A 19,357-nucleotide genomic window follows, 5' to 3' on the forward strand; every position below is an offset into this window, starting at 1 on the left:
ACAAGAAAGAGGGCAACCGCATAACGACTGCCCTCTTCCCTATTCTCGCAACATTATCGATTCAATAAATGATAGACGACTTGCGCGGCTTCGGCGCGGGTCGTAGCGCCCTGCGGCACGAATTGCCGATCCGCGCGGCCTTGAACCAGGCCAAGCGCTGCGGCCGCTCTAATATACTCCGCGGCCCACGGCGAGATTTGCGAATCGTCGGCAAACGTTGCGGACGACGGCTCCCCGGACTGCCCGGGCTGCCCAGACTGCCCGGACTGCCCGGAACCGATCTTGCCGTACCGTATCTCATACGCTCTTGTCAGCATCGCCGTCATTTCCTCCCGCGTGATCAGGCCGTTCGGGTCGAACCGCTCCGCGTCTCTGCCTTTGACGATCCCCGCTTCCTTCGCAATGGATACGGCATCGGCATACCAAGCTTCCGCAGATACGTCCGCAAATGCGATGCCGCCTTTCTTCGTAAGCTTGAGCGCCTTGACCAACAGCGACGCGAATTCGGCCCGGGTAATCGAACGGTTCGGTTCGAACAGCGCTGCGCTTGTGCCGTTAAGGATTTGCTTCGCCGCCAATTCCTTAATGGCGCCGCCGGCCCAGTGGGTGGAAGCGACATCGGCGAAATGCTTATTCACTTCCAGCACGGCGTACTTGCCGAAGCGGCCGATCTCGGCAACCATCGTTCCGTCGGCATACTCGCCGCCGACATATTCCAACGTTCCGTCTTCATCGATGCGAAATATTCCGGCCCGCTTCGGATCGATCGCCGTCTCGATTTTGATACGAATGGAGACCGGTTTGGCGAACGCGGACAGTTCGGATGTTTGGCCGGAAGACCGTTTCATCGTAAGCGCTAGTTCATACACGTCGCCCGCCAGGCGAATATCCGCGTTGGCCGCTTGCCCGCTTGCGGAGATCAACTTTCTCGCCTCAGCCTGGCCGAGCGCAATCAGTTGCAACGAGATCGCCGCTTCCTTCAGTTCGTCCGCGGACAACCCCCGGGCCAATTGTTGGAACAGGTCGGCCGGAATCCCTACGGTCAGGCTGCCCTTCTTCACTTCCAGCGCGTTACGCCCCAGCAGTTCGCCGGCATTTGGCGGCAATTGAACCTCCTTAACGGTTGGTTCGACTTCGACGGTCACCTTCCCGCCCTTGCCTTGCTTCAACTGCTCTTCCGTTAATTTGGCCGTTGTTCCCGGCGCCTTGGGATCGATGTCCTTATCCGGCGCAGGTCCGGGACTTGGATTCGGCTTCGTTGCCGAACCGCCTCCTGAACTCGATCCGCCGCCCGGTCCCGAATCGGCGCTTTTCACGGTAAAAGAGACGGTATAAGTCCGTTTGGTTACGCCATCTTCCGCCGTAACGGCAATGACTGCTTTGCCCGTCGCTCCCGCCGCTTGAGTAAGTTCAACCTTCGCTTTCGGGTCGGTGCTTGTCGCAGCGACAAGCGGCGCGTCCTTGGTTCCCGCAGGGAGCTTTACTGCATAATCCAGTATGTCGCGATGAAAGCCGGCAAGCGGCGCGCCGTTTACTAGAATCCCGCTCAGCGTCGCGTCGTCGCTCTTCGGAACGTCCGAGTTCACCGTAAAATGAATCTTATACGTTTGTACCGTCTCGTTATCCTCAGCCGTCACCACGATCTGCGTCATGCCCGGCAGCCCGGTCGCGTCGATGATTTGAGCGGACGCCTTCGGATCGTAGACGGTCGCGGTGACGCTAGGCACATCCGTTGTTCCCGGCGGCAATTCCACTTCGTATTCAAGCTTCCCGGGCTCAAACCCGGCGAGTTCTGCGCCGTTCACTTGAATGCCGCTCAATGTCGCGTCATCGTTGCCCGGCGTCCCCGAATCGAACGTGAAATGAAGCTCGTACGTTTGCATCGTCAGCGCGTCTTCCGCCGTCACCGCGATATACGTCACGCCAGGCACGCTTGCCGCCGGTACGATCTCAACCTTCGCCTTCGGGTCGGAAGCTGTCGCATCCACGATCGGCACCTCCGTCGTATCCTCCGGAAGCGCCAACCCGTACCGCAATCGAGTCGGTTCGAATCCGACGAGCCGCTCTCCGTTAACGGTAATCATGCTGAGCGAAGCGTCTTTGCCAAGTACCGGGCCGTATACTTCAAACGAGGCAATGTTAAAGCTGGTAGACGCGGGAGTCGCACCCAATCCGGTCACCCCTTGGCCTGTTCCTCCCGAACCGATCTGCGGGCCTGCCGGGCGCTTGCCGGACATCGTCAGCTTGATATATCGTTTCGTAACAGGCGCGAACCGGATATCGCTGACGGCGGACCCGTTGCTGTTGGTTCCTGTATATACCGTTTCCCAATCGGCGTCGTTGTCGGATACTTCGACGGTCAAATCTCGAGCGTAGTTCGCATAATCCCATCTAACGATTGCCGTATCAAAGCTTGCCGGTTCGCCAAGATCGACCTTGAACCATTGCGGGTCGGCTCCGCCGGAGGCATTCGTCGAGCTTTGCCATTTCGTATACACGGAGCTGTCCAATGCTTTCTCCGCCGAATTCGAGCCTTGCGTCGTCGATGCCGTCGCCGTCTTGCCTAGGGCAAGATTGGCGGTCGTCGGGGTCGGCCTTTGTTTAGTCGTCAGATTGTTGTAGCAATCCACCTCAATAACGGGCGCCGCTGTCCCCAGATCCGATACGTTATATCTGGCCGTAAGCGTTCGCTCTTCTCCCGGCAGCAGCATAAAGTAATTGTCTTCCATTCTGACCGGAGCGATCGGATCGCCGCCCTCTCCCTTCTTGATTCGCGCGAATACGGCGTAAGCGATGGAAGCGCCGTTGTTCTTCACGGTGTAGGTAAGGACTTGCTCTTGTCCCTCCGTCACCGCCGCGGGAGCGCCGACGATTTGCAATTCGACCGGATCGAGTTCTTGCAAATGCGTAAAGTCGGCAAACTGATCTTGCGGCGTATAGTTCCATCCGTGATTTTGATATCGCATCACATCCTTTTTCGTCGATTGCGCATAAGAGTTAATGCTGACCAAACCGCCGTCCGCATCCCTTAATTCCAACCGGAGGAAATAAACGGGCGATACCGCCAGTTCCTCTTCCCGAATTCGGTCGAGAACCGTAATCCCGTACGCGTCTTCGATCTTGCCGTTGAAACGGATCGTTTGGTAACCGATCGTCCTCGGCTCCCCGCCCGCAGTCGGGCTTGCTCCGTCCGGGGAGACGGCCACATGGTCGAATTCCCGGTCATATACGTTGCTTCCGTCGAGATTGTATATTTGCACTTTCGCTTGCAAGCCCGAATAATCGCGCTGCGTGCCGTTAATAATTTTGACTTCCTTGGACGCATAGTCGAACATAATATGAAGCGGTTCGTTCGCTTTCTTCGCGCCGAAATACGAACCGTTCGGGTTCAGATAGAAATCGAACATATTCCAGAACATGCTCGGCCAGGCGTTATTCAGCATCCACTGAACCCAACCGGTCGCTTTCGTATATTTGTTCGCGCTTACCGCTTCGAACTGCGCGCGTTGCGCATCGTACTGCTGCACCTGAGCCTTAATATTGTATTCTTCCAGATGATGCGATTCGCCGTAATGGTTATCCAGCGCCAAATTGAATTTCGAAAGATCGCGGAAGCTGCTTCTGGCATTATGATAATTCCATTGCTGGTAATTGTCGCCGCCGACATTATACGGCCAGAGCGCGTTCTCGGGCAATATTTTCTTCATCGTCTCCACAATCGGGATGCTCGGTCCGGGACCCGCTTCGGACGTAAATCCGAACGCGCCGCCCAAATCCATATCTTCAAAAAACATGGCCGGAGGCGCATAATCGTAAGAAGCGTCCATATGCATGCCGCTGACCGTTCCGGTCAATTCCGCCACCTTGGCGGAACCGCTGGAAATAATGGCGCCGTATTCGTCCCAATGCATGCGATGCTCCAGATCGAAGAAAGTCTGTTCCACCAGTTTGCCGCGTTCCAACGTTCCCCCTGATGGCATATCGTCTTTGTACGACGGGGGATTGTCGCTGCCGTTCATCCAGGCGATGATGCTGGGATGAGCCCGCAAAGCGCGCAACTGCGAATCCAAAGAATCGCTTGCGATGCGCAATTCCTCGTCGCTGTATGCGGCCGGCTGCTGCCATCTGCTGCAGCAAGTCCATCCGCCCATATACATCACGCCGGCTTCGTCCAGCAGATCGATCAAGCGGTCGTCGAAGAAAATGCCCTCATCCCGGATCGCGTTCAAGCCCATTTCTTCGAGGTATTGAACAATCGCGCGGTTCGTCTCCATATTTCGGCGCAAGAACAAATCCGTGGGAGAATAGCCTCCCGCCTTGATCAGAACCGGCTTATGGTTCACATAGAACTGTACCATATCTTTCAGCGGCGGTTTTGTTTTCGTCGAAGGCGATACGTTCATCTCGGTCGTTACTTCGCGAATGCCGAACCTTTGCGTCACGCTGTCGCTCACCGCATCGTTTCCGTCCGCGAAGCGGAATTCGATCGTGTACATCGGCTGGCCGCCCATCTCCTTAGGCCACCACAATTGCGGATGATTCATACGGAGTTCGGGATATTCGTCCGCCCGAAAAGCGACCTCCTGGTTCCTGACCCCCGCTTCCAGGGTAACGGCCTGAGATAGCGTTGCCGCTACCGCGCCGGAAGGGTCTATGACCGTTGCCGTCACCGTTCCCGAGACGGGAGCGTCGCTGTAATTGCTTAGTTCCGCATAAGCGTTCAAATGCGCGGCCGCCAGGTCCGCGTCCACCTTGGAAGTGACAAACGGATTGCGCGTCGTCACCGGCCCGTTCGTTCTAATAAACACATCGCGCCATAATCCCATATTGTTGTCGGGCGGTCTCGGCACCCAATCCACCCAATAAATCGAAAAATCTTTGCCGTAATCGGATCTCGTCACTTCGACGGCAATCGTATTCACGGTTGTCCCGTCGCAAACGACTTCGTCGGTAATATCCAACTCATAGGCTCGAAAGGAACCGACAATATCTTGTTTATCCGCGATTTTGCGCCCGTTCACCCAAATGTCGGCTTTATAGCCGATTCCCTCGAAATTAAGCAAAATCGTCTTCCCCTGCTCCGATGCGGGCAAAGTAAATTCGGTACGATACCACCACGGAACTCGAAATCTGTCTTCGTCAATATATGCGATCCGGTCGCGGATGAACGGATCCTCGATATCGCCCGCTTCGATCAAGGCTCCCAGTACCGTATTGGGAACCTTCGTTGCAAACCATCCGTCCGTGTTATACCCGCTCGCGGAAACGGCCGATCCGTCCTCCGTCGCTACGGCTGACGATTGAATCCGCCAATTGTCGCTCAATGAATATAACGACGAAGCTTGACTGCCCTCTATTTCCATATTGCCGGCGCTTTCCGAATCGGCATGAGCCGGCGAGCCGGCTCCGAAAGATAAACTGCCGGCCACGGCAATCCATAGCGCCATCGCAAAACAGTAAACTCTTTTGAACGTCCTGTTTGTCACCAACACCCTTTTTCCCCCTCCTTCCGATTGTGGAAAACCAGATCACCTTATGACGCTAGAATGAAACGCTTCCAAATTGCCGATTTAAAAATTTTTTCCGACCAAATGCTGCACCCGGATCGGCAAATCGTTCAAAATTTCCACATGCCCTCCGAACTTGCCGAGCGTCTTCTCGACCACCAGGAAATCGAGGCCGGGAATAACGATCTCGTCCCACCGGTTGCCCACCCCGCGTACGGCCACATCCAGCATTGTCACGATTTGATTGCCAAGCGGTTCATGCGAATTGAGCGTGATCGCCCCGTAAAATTCCTGGCATTCCGTATACCCCGCATTATGCGTCCCGGTATAAGGCTTCTGCTTGGCGAGATCGATCGTTCTGCCGATGTTCCTTGATACTTCGGCGGATCTCGAGCGGAAATAGTCGACCAGCGCCTGTTCTTGCAGTTTGGCGGGCAGGCCTTCCCGGGCGACCTTCCGATAGGCTTCATAGCCCACCTGGAACGCTTCCTCCACAAAATCGAACCAATATCGTTGTTCCGCCGGAATCGCGGCTTCGTCCTTCACGCATACGACCGATACCCTTTCGCAAGCCGCCAGTCCGTCCCGCTTCGGCGCAACGCCGATATGCACGATATCGCCTTCGCTTATTTTGCGGTTGAGCGCCTTGCCGATCAACGTCCGGTTGGCTTCGTTCGAAGTGACCATAATGTCGAAGCCCATCTCTTCGACGCCCAGTTCGCAGGCAATCGCATAACCCCACTGCGCGACTTGCGTCTCGTACATGCCCGGCCGAAGCACGGACAACATGCCTTTGATCATGACGCTGGCGATCCGGCTCGCTTCGCGAATCAACCGCATTTCGTTGTCGGATTTTTCGTATTTGATTTTGTAATACAATTCCTGCACATCGACGATACGTTCCTCCCCGCCGACATAATCCCGCAGGAACTCAAACATGCTGGCCGGAAGGACGGCCCGCGGCGTGAGCAAGCCGATACGATCCGGCTTGCGTCCCGCCGCCATCTCGATCACGTCTTCCACCCGCACCGCGTCAATCGGATAGTCTTCGTCCGCCAATTTCAACATTTCGACTTTATGCACCTCGCTGCCCGATTTCGGCGCAAGCTGTTCGGCGACATATCCGCCCTCGAGTCCCGCCAAAATAGTAAACCCGTTCGGTCCGATCACGCCGGCTACCGGTTCGATCGAAATATTCGTATTGCCTCCCAAATAGGGGACGTCGCCGTTGTAATGCTCATCGGAATAGACAATCGCGCAATCCAAACCCGCTTCCGCCAGCGCATCGGCGACTTTCCGCTGACGGGCCCGGAATTCCTCCCTGGGAATCCGGTATTCTTTATCGAAACTCGGCGCCTCTTTTAATACCTCGGCCACAATCTCCGCTTCTCTCTTCCAATTCGATAGTTGGAACATAGTGCGAATCACCCTTCCGCTACTCCGTCTTCTTGCGTTGACGGCTGTAATAATCGACCCATACGGCAAGCACCAGAATGCCGCCCTTCACGATGAACTGCCAATAGGAATCCAGATTCATAATGCTCATGCCGTTGTCCAGACTCGCCATCACCAAGGCGCCGATCAAGGCGCCTACAATCGTTCCCGTTCCGCCAACGAGGCTCGTTCCGCCGATCACGCAAGCGGCGATCGCGTCCAATTCGTACATCGTGCCGGCATTCATCGTCGCCGCGTTCAATCTCGCGGTCAATACCAAACCGGAAACCGCCGCAAGCGTGTTGCACAGGACAAAGACAAGCAGCACCCGTCTTTTAATATTGATTCCCGACAATCTGGCCGCTTCCTTATTGCCTCCGATCGCGTATACATGTCTGCCGAACACCGTATTTTTCGTAATCAGCGTAAACACGATCGCCAGGCATATGACGAGCACGAAAGGAACCGGAATGCCTTGGTACCGATTCATCAGCAGAACGAATCCGAGAATCAATAAAGCGTAGAACAACATCTTGGCAGCGTTCAACGACACCGGTTCTACTTCAAAACCGTACTTTTGCCGGGAACTGCGGCGCCGAAGCATCGCGAAGACGACGACCGCCAGCGCAATGAAGCCGAGCGCCAGGCCGACGCCTGGCATGACATAAGCCGTGCCGATCGCTTTAAATCCGGGGGATAGAGGCGAGACCGTCTGGCTGCCGCTGATGCCGAGCAGCATCCCGCGAAAGACCAGCATCCCCCCGAGCGTGACAATGAAGGCGGGAACCCCGCGAAAAGCTACCCACCATCCTTGAAACAACCCGATCGCCGCTCCCAGCGCGATGACGGCAAGAAGAACGGGGACCGTATTCCAGCCGTACCAAACATTGAGAATGGCCGCCACGCCGCCGGTAAAGCCGACGATCGATCCGACCGACAGATCGATATTGCCCGATACGATGACCAGTACCATGCCGATCGCCAGAATCGATGTCACGGACATCTGCAAAAATAAATTCGATAGATTGCGCGCCGTAATAAAGTTGTCGTTCAGAAGCGTGAACAAAATCCAAATCACCAGCAATGCGCCGATCATCGTATACGCTCTGACGTCCATTTTGAACCATTGCAAGCGGCGTTTCTCCGCCGTTCCGATCCGCTCTCCCGTTTCCACATGCAGACTCATTTGCTCACTTCCCTCCTGTTGCGGCTTCCATGATTTTCTCCTGCGTCGCTTGATCGTGGGTAAATTCGGCCGTACATTTCCCTTCGCAGAGCACCAGGATGCGATGGCTCATGCCAAGCACCTCCGGCAGTTCGGAGGAAATCATCAAAATCCCCACTCCTTCGCTCGCCAGTTCGTTCATAATCTGATAGATCTCATATTTCGCGCCGACGTCGATGCCCCGGGTCGGTTCGTCCAGAATTAACAGTTTGGGCTTCGTCATCAGCCATTTGCCGAGCACCACCTTCTGCTGGTTGCCGCCGCTTAACGTGCCGACAACGGTTTCAACGGAACCCGCTTTGATCTTCAAAGAACGGCGGTAATGCTCCGCGCTGCGGATCGCTCGGTTGTGATCGATGATGCCGAGCGACGATACCGTCTGCAAACTGGGCAGACTGATATTGTTCTGAATGTCCATGTCGAGGATCAAACCGTATTTTCTGCGGTCTTCGGAAACGAGCGACAGTCCCGCCCGGATCGCCTGCCCGGTATCGCGAATATCGACCTGCTTGCCCTCAATCTCCACGGTGCCTTCCGCTCTCGCGCCGTAGGCGCCGAACAAGCTCATGACAAGCTCCGTTCGGCCCGCCCCCATCAGTCCGGCGATGCCGACGATCTCTCCCCGCCTGACATCGAACGAGATGTTATCGATCACTTTCTTGCCGGGCTGTTCCGGATTCCATACGGTGTAATTGCGCACGGATAATACGGTTTCGCCCGGCTCCGTTGCGGCATATGCATACCGTTCCTTCAATTCCCTGCCGACCATGAGCGAAATGACCTTGTTTTCGTCCAGTTCTCCGGCGGGACGGGTCGCCACCGTTTCCCCGTCTCTCAGCACGGTGATCGTGTCGGCAATCCCGAATACCTCGTTCAACTTGTGGGATATGTAGATGCAGGTCACGCCGTTTTTTTTGAACTCCCGCAAAATATTCAATAAAATGTCCACTTCATGTTCGGTTAAGGCGGCCGTCGGTTCGTCCAGGATAAGAATATTCGCCTTCTTTGCCAGCGCTTTGGCGATTTCCACAAGCTGCTGCTGGCCCACCCCCAGCGTGCCGGTCAAGACGTCCGGTTTTACGCCCGTAAGCCCGACCTGTTCCAGCCAGCGTTCGCTCTCCTGATAGATGCGATCCCAATGCACCATCCCGAACCGTTTCGGTTCGTTGCCGAGAAATATATTTTCCGCCACGGTCATGTTCTTCGCGAGCGCAAGCTCCTGGTATATAATCGCTATGCCCGCTTGCTCCGCGTCTTTGACGGTAAGAAACTGCCGCTCTTCGCCGTGGATCCGGATCGTCCCGTCGTAAGTCCCGGCCGGGTGCAAGCCGCTTAGCACTTTCATCAGCGTCGACTTGCCCGCGCCGTTCTCGCCGACAAGAGCGTGGATCTCGCCCTGCTCGACCTGAAACGAGACGCGGTTGAGCGCCTTCACGCCGGGAAATTGTTTCGTAATTTGCTTCATCTCCAAGGCAATCGCCATCGCGCCCTACCTCCCGGGGAACTTATTTTACGTTCTTGTATACGTCTTCCCGCTTATGAAAGCCTTCGGCGATCACGGTAGCGTCCATCGTTTCCTTGGTCGCGGCAACGGGTTCGAGCAAGATGGTAGGAACGTCGATTTTGCCGTTGTTTTCCGTAGCATTGGTTTCGACTTGTTCCCCGCGCGCCATCTTGACCGCCACTTCGGCAGCCGTCTCCGCCATATCCTTAATCGACGTGTACACGGTCATCAATTGCGTGCCTTCCACGACTCTTTGGCAGGCGGCCAGTTCGGCGTCCAGACCGCTTACCGGAATTTTGCCCGCAAGGTTTTGCGCCGCCAGCGCCTGAATGACGGCGCCCGCCGTCCCGTCGTTGGTGGCGATGACCGCATCGATTTGATTGTTGTTAGCCGTCAGCGCATTTTCCATATTGGCGAGAGCGACGGCCGGATTCCAATCTTTCGTCCATTGGTCGTATACGATTTGAATATCTCCCTTATCGACGAGCGGCTGCAGAATGTTCATCTGTCCCTTTTTGTATAAATGGGCCGCATAATCGGTGTCCGCGCCTCCGATCAGGACATATTTGCCTTTTGGAGCTTTCTCCACCACCGTTTTCGCTTGCAGTTCCCCAATCAGAACGCTGTCGAACGAAACATACAGATCGACATCGGAATTCGTAATCAAGCGGTCGTATGCGATCACCTTGATGCCGGCCGCATGCGCTTTCTCGACGATCGCCGCCGCCGCGTCCGCATTATGGGGAACGACAATCAAAATGTCGACGCCTTGGCTAATTAAGTTTTCCGCTTGAGCGATCTGCTTGGCGTCGTCGCTGTTGGCCGACTGCACCAGCACTTCCGCCCCGAGCTCCTCCCCTTTCGCCACTAAATAGTCGCGGTCGCGCTGCCATCTTTCCTCCTGCAGCGTATCCATGGAAAAACCGATTTTCATTTTTTTCGAGTCTTTGCCGCCGCTGCTCTCCGTCTTGTGATCAACCGTTTCGCCCGCCTCGGCATTGCCGCCATTCGTTTGGCTCGTGCCGGTCGTGCAGGCGGAGAAGACGAGCGCGAACGCCAACGCGAGAAACAATGGCGCAAACCGTCTCCAAGTTTTTTTCATGCTTTCAACCCTCTTCCTTTTTGGTAGTCATTGCTTCCAAGATGAATGTAGCAAAGATTTAAGCGCTTTCAACAAACAATGAGCAGCACTTTTTTGCAATCAATAGCATTTTTTAGAGATTTGGAAACAAACTTTTTCTGTAATCGGTAGGAGAAAGCCGAAACGTTCTTTTAAACACTCTGCTGAAATAATTCGGGTCGTGATACCCTACCTCGAAGGCGATCTCTTTGACGTTTCTGTCCGGATCGGCCATCAGCCGTTTCGCATGCTTCATGCGGCATTCCGTTATAAAATCGATGTAATTGACGCCGCTTTGCTCCTTGAATAATTTGCTTACGTAGTAAGGGCTTAAACGGACATGCGCGGCGACGTCTTCCAGCGTGATATGTTTGTGGGAATTTGCGACGATATACGCTTTGATCGTTTGGAATAAATCGGGGGGCATGTCCGTTTTCATATCCATATACGGTTTGAGCATTTGGGCTGCGGCGAGACGGGCTTCCGCTTTTAATTGCGTGTAATTGGCCGACTGATAGGAAAACAAAGGGGTTGCGGCCGGAACGCCCATCTCCACCATCATCCGCGAAATGAACAGCAGCATTCCGAGCGCCCTTTGCTGCGTCTCGGCAATCGGTTTGCCCGCAGCTTCGCAACGGTCGATGAAGGAGACGACGGTTCGCTGAATCGCTTCCCCGTTTCCCTCTTGCAACTGTTCCAGCATCGTTTGCTCCGTGTCGAGCGGCGCTTCGCTCCCTGCGAAGCCGTCACGCGACAGTTGCTCATAGAAACAGTGCCGCGAAGGCAACGCAAGATCAATGGAGGCAAGCATCGCCTCGCGATACGAATGAGGGAGTTCGTGCAAAGTAGAATACTCGCCGCCGACTCCGATAAAAGCGGCAAAGGCATGGTCGAAGCGCGAACAAAGATTGAGCAGGCTTCTAACAACCGATGCGGCTTGGGCCCGGTAGGACCGTTTCTGATCAGAGCAGACGATGATGGGAATTTGTCGGCCCGACATCGCCCCGATCCAACCGTTCGCGCATTGGTGAAAGGACAGCTTCACCTGCCGATATGCCCTTTCGCTTTCGCGGCGCGTTTCTTCCGTCGGTTGATGCGGGGTTAGAAACAATACCATCACGAACATCTTCCGGAAAGTTTGCATGCCGAAATATTGCATCATTTCTTCCAAATGAACCTCGTGGACATGATCGAATAGCGCCTGTGCGACAAAATCCGCCTCAACCACAGGCAATAGCTTCTGCAATTGCAGCTTTTCCCTGCTCCGAGCGAGCTGCTCGTCCTTTTCGCGCTTAATGCGCCCGATCGCTTGCCCGACCGTCTCGATAATCGTTTCCGTTTTGCTCGGCTTGAGCAAATAATCTTTGACCCCCATTCGCAGAGCCGTTCTGGCGTAATCGAACGTATCGTAAGCCGAGACGATAATAAACTGGACGGAAGGATCGTTCTCGCTAATCTCCCGGATGGCGGCCAATCCGTCCGTGCCCGGCATTTGAATATCCATTAAGATAAGGTCCGGCTGAAGCTCTGCGGCCAATTGCACGGCTTTCCTTCCATGATCCGCTTCTCCCACGATGTCGATATTTTCGATCCCCCGCTCCAATATATCTTTCAGCGCTTCTCTTTCCACGCGTTCGTCGTCGACAATGAGAATTTTAACCAAATGAATGTCCCCCTTCTTTTGGCAATGTCAATAGGATGCGCGTCCCCCGGTGATCGCTTCCGATTCGGATGACGTCGCTCATTCCGTAAAATAATCGCAAACGGCGGATGACATTATCGATCCCGATGCCTGTCGAATGCCCTTTATATTCCGTTTGCCGGTTGCCGTCAAGGATCGATCGCACGGTATCGTCGGGGATGCCCGGACCGTTATCGGCGATTTCAATGCGGATGTTGGCCCCCTCGTCTCGAATACGAATGGCGATAGATCCTCCTTCTTCGTACGGCTCGATCGCATGAATGAACGCATTTTCGACAAAAGGCTGCAGCGTAAGGCTCGGCACTTGAAAAGAGAGGCATTCTTCATCGACTTGGATCGAATATTGAACCCTCTCTTCGAACCGCGCTTTTTGAATGGCAAAATAATCTTCCAGCCCTTTGATCTCATGGCGGAGCGTTGCCGGGGAACCTAAACTTTTCAAATGATACCGAAGCAAGTCCGACACCGAAACGATCAAGTCGCTCGTTTCCCTCGCCTGTTCCAAATAAGCCTTTTTCGCCAGCGTGTTTAGCGTGTTGAATAAAAAGTGGGGATTGATTTGGCTTTGCAAGCTTCTCAGTTCGCTTTCCTTCAGCAGCAATTTATGTTCCTGCAAATCATGCTCCACCTGCGCCTTAATCCGCATCTCAGCAATTAAATTTTTCAAATTGATCCTCATACGGTCAAAGGTGTTCGCAAGAAACTGAAATTCGTCGTCGGTGCGGATATCGACGCTGCGTTCGAAATTGCCGCGGGAAATCTCCCTGGCGGCCACCGTTAACGTTAGAATCGGTTCCGTGATATCGTTGGAAAATTTATAAAAAAACAACAAAATGATAAACGTCGTCGCCGCTAGCGTCGCAAAACTTAACATTTTGACATCATTGCTTTGTTGAATCATTTGCGGGTAAATATCGGCATACGTCGTCAATTCCCCGCTGATTAACGAAAGCGTCGTTTCCGATATATATTTGGAAGTTTTCGCCGCCTCATCGAAGTGGAACGAAGCCTTTGCATCGGTTTTGTGATGAAAAAAAGAAACGGCAAGATCCATCGATTCCAGTTGGCTTGCGATCATGCGGTCGTAATTCATAAGGGAGAGGTAGTTATTCGGATTTCTTAATCCGAGCAGTTTGTTCTGCGCATCTTTCAATTCCCGGCTGAAGCCGGCATAACGGTTTTTGGAGTCTTCGGCCGAGTTGACGAAGTATTCGTTGAGAGCATTGATGGAGGCTTGGCTCGATTGCGAGACATGCTCAATCAACATATATCTTTGCAATATTTCGTTATATTTTTCGATTGTCTTTTGGTTGGAATAAATCATTAGCAGCCACACGAGGGTAATGATGAGCCATATGACAACGGACAAAAACATGATCTTTTTGCGAATCGTTTTCATGGAGCCGCACCTTTTCGCTCTATCATTTCTACGGGCGTATAATAATTTCGCTCAAGCGGATTGTCTTTGCCTTCCAACCATCGAAGGATCAGCGTCGTGCTTTTGAAGCCGATTTCTTCGGGATGCTGGAGCAGCGTGGCGGATAGGATTCCCTTGTCGATCCAATCTAAAATTTCAGCATTTTCATCAAAGGTATAAATCGAATAATTCCGGATTCTGTCTCTTGCTTTGATCACTTGTACGATTCCCCCTGCCGCCTCCGCGGTCAATCCGATAAATACTTTGCATTCCGGGTATCGGTTCAGCAGTTCGTTCGTTTCCTCCGCGGAGCTGCGGCGGCTGTCGGCAGCCGAAGGAGGAATTTCCAATATTCGAATGCCGGGGTATCCGGCCAACGCTTGTTCGAGGCCATCTTTGCGCAAGGAAATATGGCTTGTCGGGGCAACGCCGTAGACGATCCCGATTTGCCCTTGTCCCGCCATACGGGAGGCTATACGCTCCCCAATGACGATACCTTCCTCGTAATGATTCGGTCCGACATACGTTTTGCGCAAACTATCGGGAGCATCGGTAAAGACGGTAACGACCGCGATCCCTTTCTGCAACGCTTTATTCACGATCCGAATAAACTCCGGATCGTCCGTTCCTTGGACGATAATGCCGTCCACTCGGGAAGAAATGGCCATTTCGATATTTTTCAAATATTCGCCTGCGTCGTCCTGGAATGTTTCTTTAAACTCGATCGCCGCAACGTTCTCGTCCGCAGCGGAACTCGCCCCTTCCTTTACTCTTTTCCAAAACGGGCTGCCCGAATCTCCCGAGATAAATACGATTCGGTAAATATCGGGATCGATCGGCCGGGAATCGAAAGAAATTTCGGGACTGCTCTGCACGACTTTGATCGTAAAATAGACCAGCGTGAGCAAGGCAGCCAACCCGCCTGCATACAGCGAACCGACAAAAAGTTTTTTCATGCGTTCCCCCCAATCATTCGGTAATGCCTCCACTCCTCCGGCAACAGCCGCTGGTAGCGCGGCTGCAAGTAACGGTCGTCAACCAGGACGAGTAAGCCGCGGTCGCGCTCGGAACGGATCAATCTGCCGCCGGCTTGCAGCACTTTATTCATGCCGGGATAGACATAGGCGTAATCGTATCCGTTCCGGCCCGTTTCGTTATTGTATTCCATCACGATATCCCGCTCCGGGCCGATCTGCGGCAGCCCGACGCCGACGACAACGACTCCGTTCAAACGGTCGCCGGCCAAATCGACGCCTTCGGCAAAAATGCCGCCCATCACGGCGAACCCGATCAACGTATCTTCATTCTCCGCATTGAATGAAAATAAATAACGTTCCCGCTCCTCCTCCCCCATCTTGTCTTGCTGCAGCAGCGTACGGACACCGCTTCCCTCGCTCCCCTGTGCGGCAAACGCTTCATACACTTCGTTCATATACGCATAAGACGGGAAAAACGCGAGGTAATTGCCGGGACGCCGCGATGTCAAGTCTTGCAGCAGCCGGACAAGCGGTCCGATCGACCGCCCCCGGTCGCGATACCGCGTAGAAAGCGGCATAATGCGGACATCCAGTTGTTCTTGGGAGAACGGCGTAGGCACGGAAATCGAGTAATCGTCCGGCGCGGCTCCGAGAATATCCATATAATAGGACAGCGGCGCAAGCGTCGCGGAGAAATAAACGCCGGAGCGGTATTTCTTGGCCGTTTGCCGCAGCAGCAAGGCCGGATTCAGGCAATACATCCGCAGCGATACTTCGCTCCTTGTGCATGACAACCAAGTGATATAATGCTCCTTGTACTGTTCGTACAGCTTCCCGATCCTTATAAAATCTTGGGCGGCAAAATATAGATCGAGCAACTGCCGATTCGGCGGCGCGGACGCGGACATAAGCACTCCTTCGGCTGCTACGGCAAAGTTCTCGAGCAGCGCGAGCAGCTCCGACGGCGCTTCCTTCGCCGTTTGAAATGCGCCGCCGCTTTGTTTTCTCAAAAGGATAAAATGATCGTTCACCGCTTTGGCGGCGTAATAGAGCGGCGTTTTGTCCGTTTGAAACTCCCTTTGAATCGATAGAAACGCAGATTTGTCCAAATGGGCGGAGAACATGTCTCTTGCCCGGTCTACCAAGTTATGCGCTTCGTCGATCAGAAGCAGCGTCTGTTTCTTCTGCTCCGCAAACAACCGCTTCAAGGATACGCGCGGATCGAATATATAATTGTAATCGCAGATGACCGCATCAGAAGCATAGGCCGCATCCAGCGAAAATTCAAACGGGCAAACCCGATGTTTGCGCGCGTAACGTTCGATCGTTTCCCGGCCGATGGAAGTTTCTTGCGCCAGCAAATCCAATAACGCGCCGTTGATCCGGTCGTAATAGCCGTCGGCATACTCGCAATCTTCCTTCGTGCATCTTATTTCCTCCTGGAAGCATATCTTCTCCTTGGCCGTAATCGTAACAACATGCATATGCAGCCCTTGCGTCTGCATCAAGGAAAACGCCTCTTCTGCGGCGGTCCTCGTCATCGTCTTCGCCGTCAAATAAAACAGACGATTCAGCAACCCGTTTCCGATCGCTTTGACCGCGGGAAACAGGGTGGATATCGTTTTGCCGATGCCGGTCGGCGCTTTCGCGAACAGTTGGCAGCCGCGTTCGACCGCCGTGTATACCGCCCCGGCAAGCTTGCGCTGTCCTTTCCGATACGATTCGAACGGAAAAGCCAGTTCCGCAATGCTGGCGATTTTGGCGCGTTCGTGGCGCTGCATCATCTCGGCATAGGGCGCATAGCGGGCAACGAGACCGCTCACGAACCGCTCCAGTTCCGCAAATTCCGCTTCGCGCGAATATCGAACCGTTTCTTCCGTCGCGATATGTACATAGGTCAGTTGGACCGTCATCCTTACGGCACGGTGCTCCTTGGCGTACATGTAGGCGTAGCAATTGGCCTGCGCCCAGTGGACGGGATAGGAGTCCTCCTTAATGGAACGGATATCGGAGGAAGTCGATTTGATTTCGTCGACGACAATCCGGTCGCCCTCGATAAGAAGCCCGTCGCATCGTCCGTCGATAACGAACAGAAGATGCTCGCCATAAGGGATTTCCGCGGAAAGATATACTTCTTTCCGGTCTTGTTCGCCGTATTGCTCCTGTATTTTCTGATGGGCCTTCGTGCCCTCCGTCAACGAACCGGCCGTGCGAAACCGCGAATCGATATCCCCGCTCCGGTACGCGTATTCGACCAGCGATCGTACAGGTATTTTGCATGTATCCAATCTCCGTTCTCCTCCTGCCATCGACCGGCATAACATGGTCGAGATCATATCCCCCAATATACCAAACGAATGTTCGCTAGTAAAGAGAGCGCCCCGCGCATGACCATGCGTAGCGGGACACTCTCTTGAACGAAGACGCCGCCCGGCAAACCGGAGCTTGCAGCGATCAATATGTTATTCTTCGCCTGTGTTAGTTTCCATAGGAAGTTCATCCGGTTGGGAATCCGATGTTGCATCCTCGGCACTATTGTCCGGCGCCTCTTCCGTCATATCGCCGGGCTCTCCGACGAATTCGGATACATCCGGGAATTCCGTCCGTTCGGAATCCATCCCGGCCGTGCCGCCGCCCGAACCGTACACTTCGAATTCATAGAGCGAATAGCCGTACGGCGTTCCTCGGGCGGTGCCGTACATTCTTACGTATCTGGCCGATCGGGCGGCAAAGTTGATGTCATCGATTCCTCCGTCGCCGCTTGTCGTGGAATAGACGTCCGTCCAATTCGCCGGCGTGCCGCTGTCCGTCGAGACTTGAATTTTGTAATTTTTGGCGTAAGCGGCTTCCCAGTTCAGTTTCACCTTGTTCACGCTCCGTACCGAACCGAGATCGACATAGATCCATTGCGGGTCGCTTCCTTCGGCGCTCGCCCATCTCGTCGCGGCGTTGCCGTCGACGGCTTTGGACGCTTCAAATCCGGTGCCTTCGATCGAACTGGCATAGGCCGGTTTGCCAAGCGCCAGATTTCCGCCGCCGGGCGTTCCTCCGCCGCTGCCCGGTTTCCACCAGTTGCCGGAAAGATATAACATATTCAATAGATTGTAGCTGTCGCTGAAGTAATCTTCTTTTTTATTCTTCATCCAGTCCCAGCCGGCATTGACCCAAGCCTGATTTCCGCTGCTGGCGGTGCCTGCCGATATAAACGGCGAAACGAATACGGCGGTGGCGTAATTTCCAATCGCGGTGCCGTCCATTTTATATCCGTTTTTAATATTGGCTGGCGTTCCGCCTGTCTTCCCTTTAATCCATGTCGCTATTTTATCGGAAATCGTCTTGCCTCTCGTATCCCCGTACATCGCATAATCCATCACGATTCGAAGCGGAACGCGGCTGGCGTTGTAATAGTATTGGTTCGTTTCTTTAAATTCGTTAAGATACCATTCGGGCGCCGGCTTCGGCGGATTGTCAACGACAAAGTCCGAGATCAGACCTGTCGTCGAGGAATAAGAGCCGCTGAACTGATTGTAGACGGAATAGAGATTATTAATGACATTGAGCCAGGTTTGATCATTCGTCACCTCGTAGAAGGCCCGCAAATGGCTTAGCATCCAATCGGACGGACGCGTGTTCAACGCGCTTTTGGAATCCCAATCGCCAAGATTCAACCGATTGTTCGTCGTTACATTGCTCGCTTTAATGCCGTTCGTAATCATTTTTTGCGCTTCCGCCAAATAATTGATCGCCCCGTTCGATCCCCATTGGTTATGAGCCAGAATTAACGAATAAGCGATATCGATATCGCCGTCGGTAGCGGAACTGAAATGCCCCTGGGCACTTTTCGCATCCGCGACCACCCAACCCATCAAATTGGAATTGATCGAGCTCTTATAAGCTCTGGCCGTTTTGAACAAGCCGTCGTAAATGGTTTGGGCATTCGGGTCATGTCCGGCCATAAGCGCGACAATGACCATCCCATATCCTTGCCCTTCCGAAGATCCTAACGCGGCATAGCCGTCCGGGTTCCCCGTAATATTCCCTTTCACGTAGTATCCGCCCGGCAACGAGGATAAATTGTTTTTCAAATAGGTTGCTTTCCAATAATCGTAATACGATGCTACTGCCGAATTCATCGCCGACTGACTAACATGGTTTGGCTTAATCATACCAGGATAACTCACTTGCTGCGGAAACGGTTTCATTTCTCCCGCGGCGAAAGCTTTCCGCTCCAGGGAAGACGGGATGCCGAGCGTAACCGCAACCATAGCCATGCAAAGCGCAATCAGAAACATCGTTTTTGCCGTCTTGTTCGCCGGTCCAACTTTTGTCCGATACATATCATTTCCTCCTCATATAGTATTTCTTGAAGGCAGTTTTGAGTTTACTTCCAGTCCCCTAGGGGACTGGCGGCCGCCTTCAAAATTTCCAGTTGATCTTTGAAAAATAAATTTGGGACTGGACTTTCCGGAAT

Annotated in this window: 10 protein-coding genes and 1 pseudogene; all 11 read right to left on the reverse strand. The window is 53.7% G+C overall.

What is annotated here, in order from left to right:
- Positions 1-53 precede the first annotated feature (53 nt).
- A complete protein-coding gene (locus KQI79_RS21745; protein WP_216540405.1) occupies positions 54-5,492 on the reverse strand; it encodes an S-layer homology domain-containing protein in 5,439 nt (1,812 codons plus the stop codon).
- A gap of 78 nt (positions 5,493-5,570) precedes the next feature.
- Positions 5,571-6,935 (reverse strand): M24 family metallopeptidase, encoded by a 1,365-nt coding sequence (locus tag KQI79_RS28360; RefSeq protein ID WP_216540406.1) that lies wholly within the window; start codon positions 6,933-6,935, stop codon positions 5,571-5,573.
- Between the two features lie 7 nt (positions 6,936-6,942).
- Entirely contained in the window at positions 6,943-8,127 is a 1,185-nt protein-coding gene (locus KQI79_RS21755) for a sugar ABC transporter permease (RefSeq protein WP_216540407.1), read from the reverse strand.
- A gap of 4 nt (positions 8,128-8,131) precedes the next feature.
- Positions 8,132-9,649, reverse strand: a complete 1,518-nt coding sequence (locus KQI79_RS21760) for a xylose ABC transporter ATP-binding protein (protein ID WP_216540408.1) — start codon at positions 9,647-9,649, stop codon at positions 8,132-8,134.
- A gap of 22 nt (positions 9,650-9,671) precedes the next feature.
- Positions 9,672-10,772 (reverse strand): D-xylose ABC transporter substrate-binding protein, encoded by a 1,101-nt coding sequence (gene xylF / locus KQI79_RS21765; RefSeq protein ID WP_216540409.1) that lies wholly within the window; start codon positions 10,770-10,772, stop codon positions 9,672-9,674.
- A gap of 112 nt (positions 10,773-10,884) precedes the next feature.
- Positions 10,885-12,453 carry a response regulator gene (locus tag KQI79_RS21770; protein ID WP_216540410.1) on the reverse strand — a complete coding sequence of 523 codons (1,569 nt, stop codon included), beginning with the start codon at positions 12,451-12,453 and terminating at the stop codon, positions 10,885-10,887.
- A complete protein-coding gene (locus tag KQI79_RS21775; protein ID WP_216540411.1) occupies positions 12,446-13,891 on the reverse strand; it encodes a sensor histidine kinase in 1,446 nt (481 codons plus the stop codon). Before KQI79_RS21775 ends, KQI79_RS21770 begins: the two co-directional genes overlap by 8 nt.
- A complete protein-coding gene (locus tag KQI79_RS21780) occupies positions 13,888-14,865 on the reverse strand; it encodes a sugar ABC transporter substrate-binding protein (RefSeq protein ID WP_216540412.1) in 978 nt (325 codons plus the stop codon). Before KQI79_RS21780 ends, KQI79_RS21775 begins: the two co-directional genes overlap by 4 nt.
- Positions 14,862-17,174 (reverse strand): ATP-dependent DNA helicase, encoded by a 2,313-nt coding sequence (locus tag KQI79_RS21785; RefSeq protein WP_253298325.1) that lies wholly within the window; start codon positions 17,172-17,174, stop codon positions 14,862-14,864. The genes KQI79_RS21780 and KQI79_RS21785 overlap by 4 nt, the downstream gene beginning before the upstream one ends.
- A 174-nt stretch (positions 17,175-17,348) precedes the next feature.
- Positions 17,349-17,912, reverse strand: a complete 564-nt coding sequence (locus KQI79_RS27770; RefSeq protein WP_230191491.1) for a discoidin domain-containing protein — start codon at positions 17,910-17,912, stop codon at positions 17,349-17,351.
- A gap of 33 nt (positions 17,913-17,945) precedes the next feature.
- A pseudogene (locus KQI79_RS21790) lies at positions 17,946-19,178 on the reverse strand (family 8 glycosyl hydrolase); the annotation flags it as partial.
- Positions 19,179-19,357: the final 179 nt, after the last annotated feature.

The organism is Paenibacillus sp. MSJ-34 (assembly GCF_018918005.1).
Classification (GTDB): domain Bacteria; phylum Bacillota; class Bacilli; order Paenibacillales; family Paenibacillaceae; genus MSJ-34.

Excerpts from the sequence above, each read along its gene's own strand:
- KQI79_RS21775 (WP_216540411.1), bottom strand. The coding sequence starts at position 13,891 with ATGAAAACGATTCGCAAAAAGATCATGTTTTTGTCCGTTGTCATATGG.
- KQI79_RS21760 (WP_216540408.1), bottom strand. The coding sequence starts at position 9,649 with ATGGCGATTGCCTTGGAGATGAAGCAAATTACGAAACAATTTCCCGGC.
- KQI79_RS21755 (WP_216540407.1), bottom strand. The coding sequence starts at position 8,127 with ATGAGTCTGCATGTGGAAACGGGAGAGCGGATCGGAACGGCGGAGAAA.
- xylF (WP_216540409.1), bottom strand. The coding sequence starts at position 10,772 with ATGAAAAAAACTTGGAGACGGTTTGCGCCATTGTTTCTCGCGTTGGCG.
- KQI79_RS21780 (WP_216540412.1), bottom strand. The coding sequence starts at position 14,865 with ATGAAAAAACTTTTTGTCGGTTCGCTGTATGCAGGCGGGTTGGCTGCC.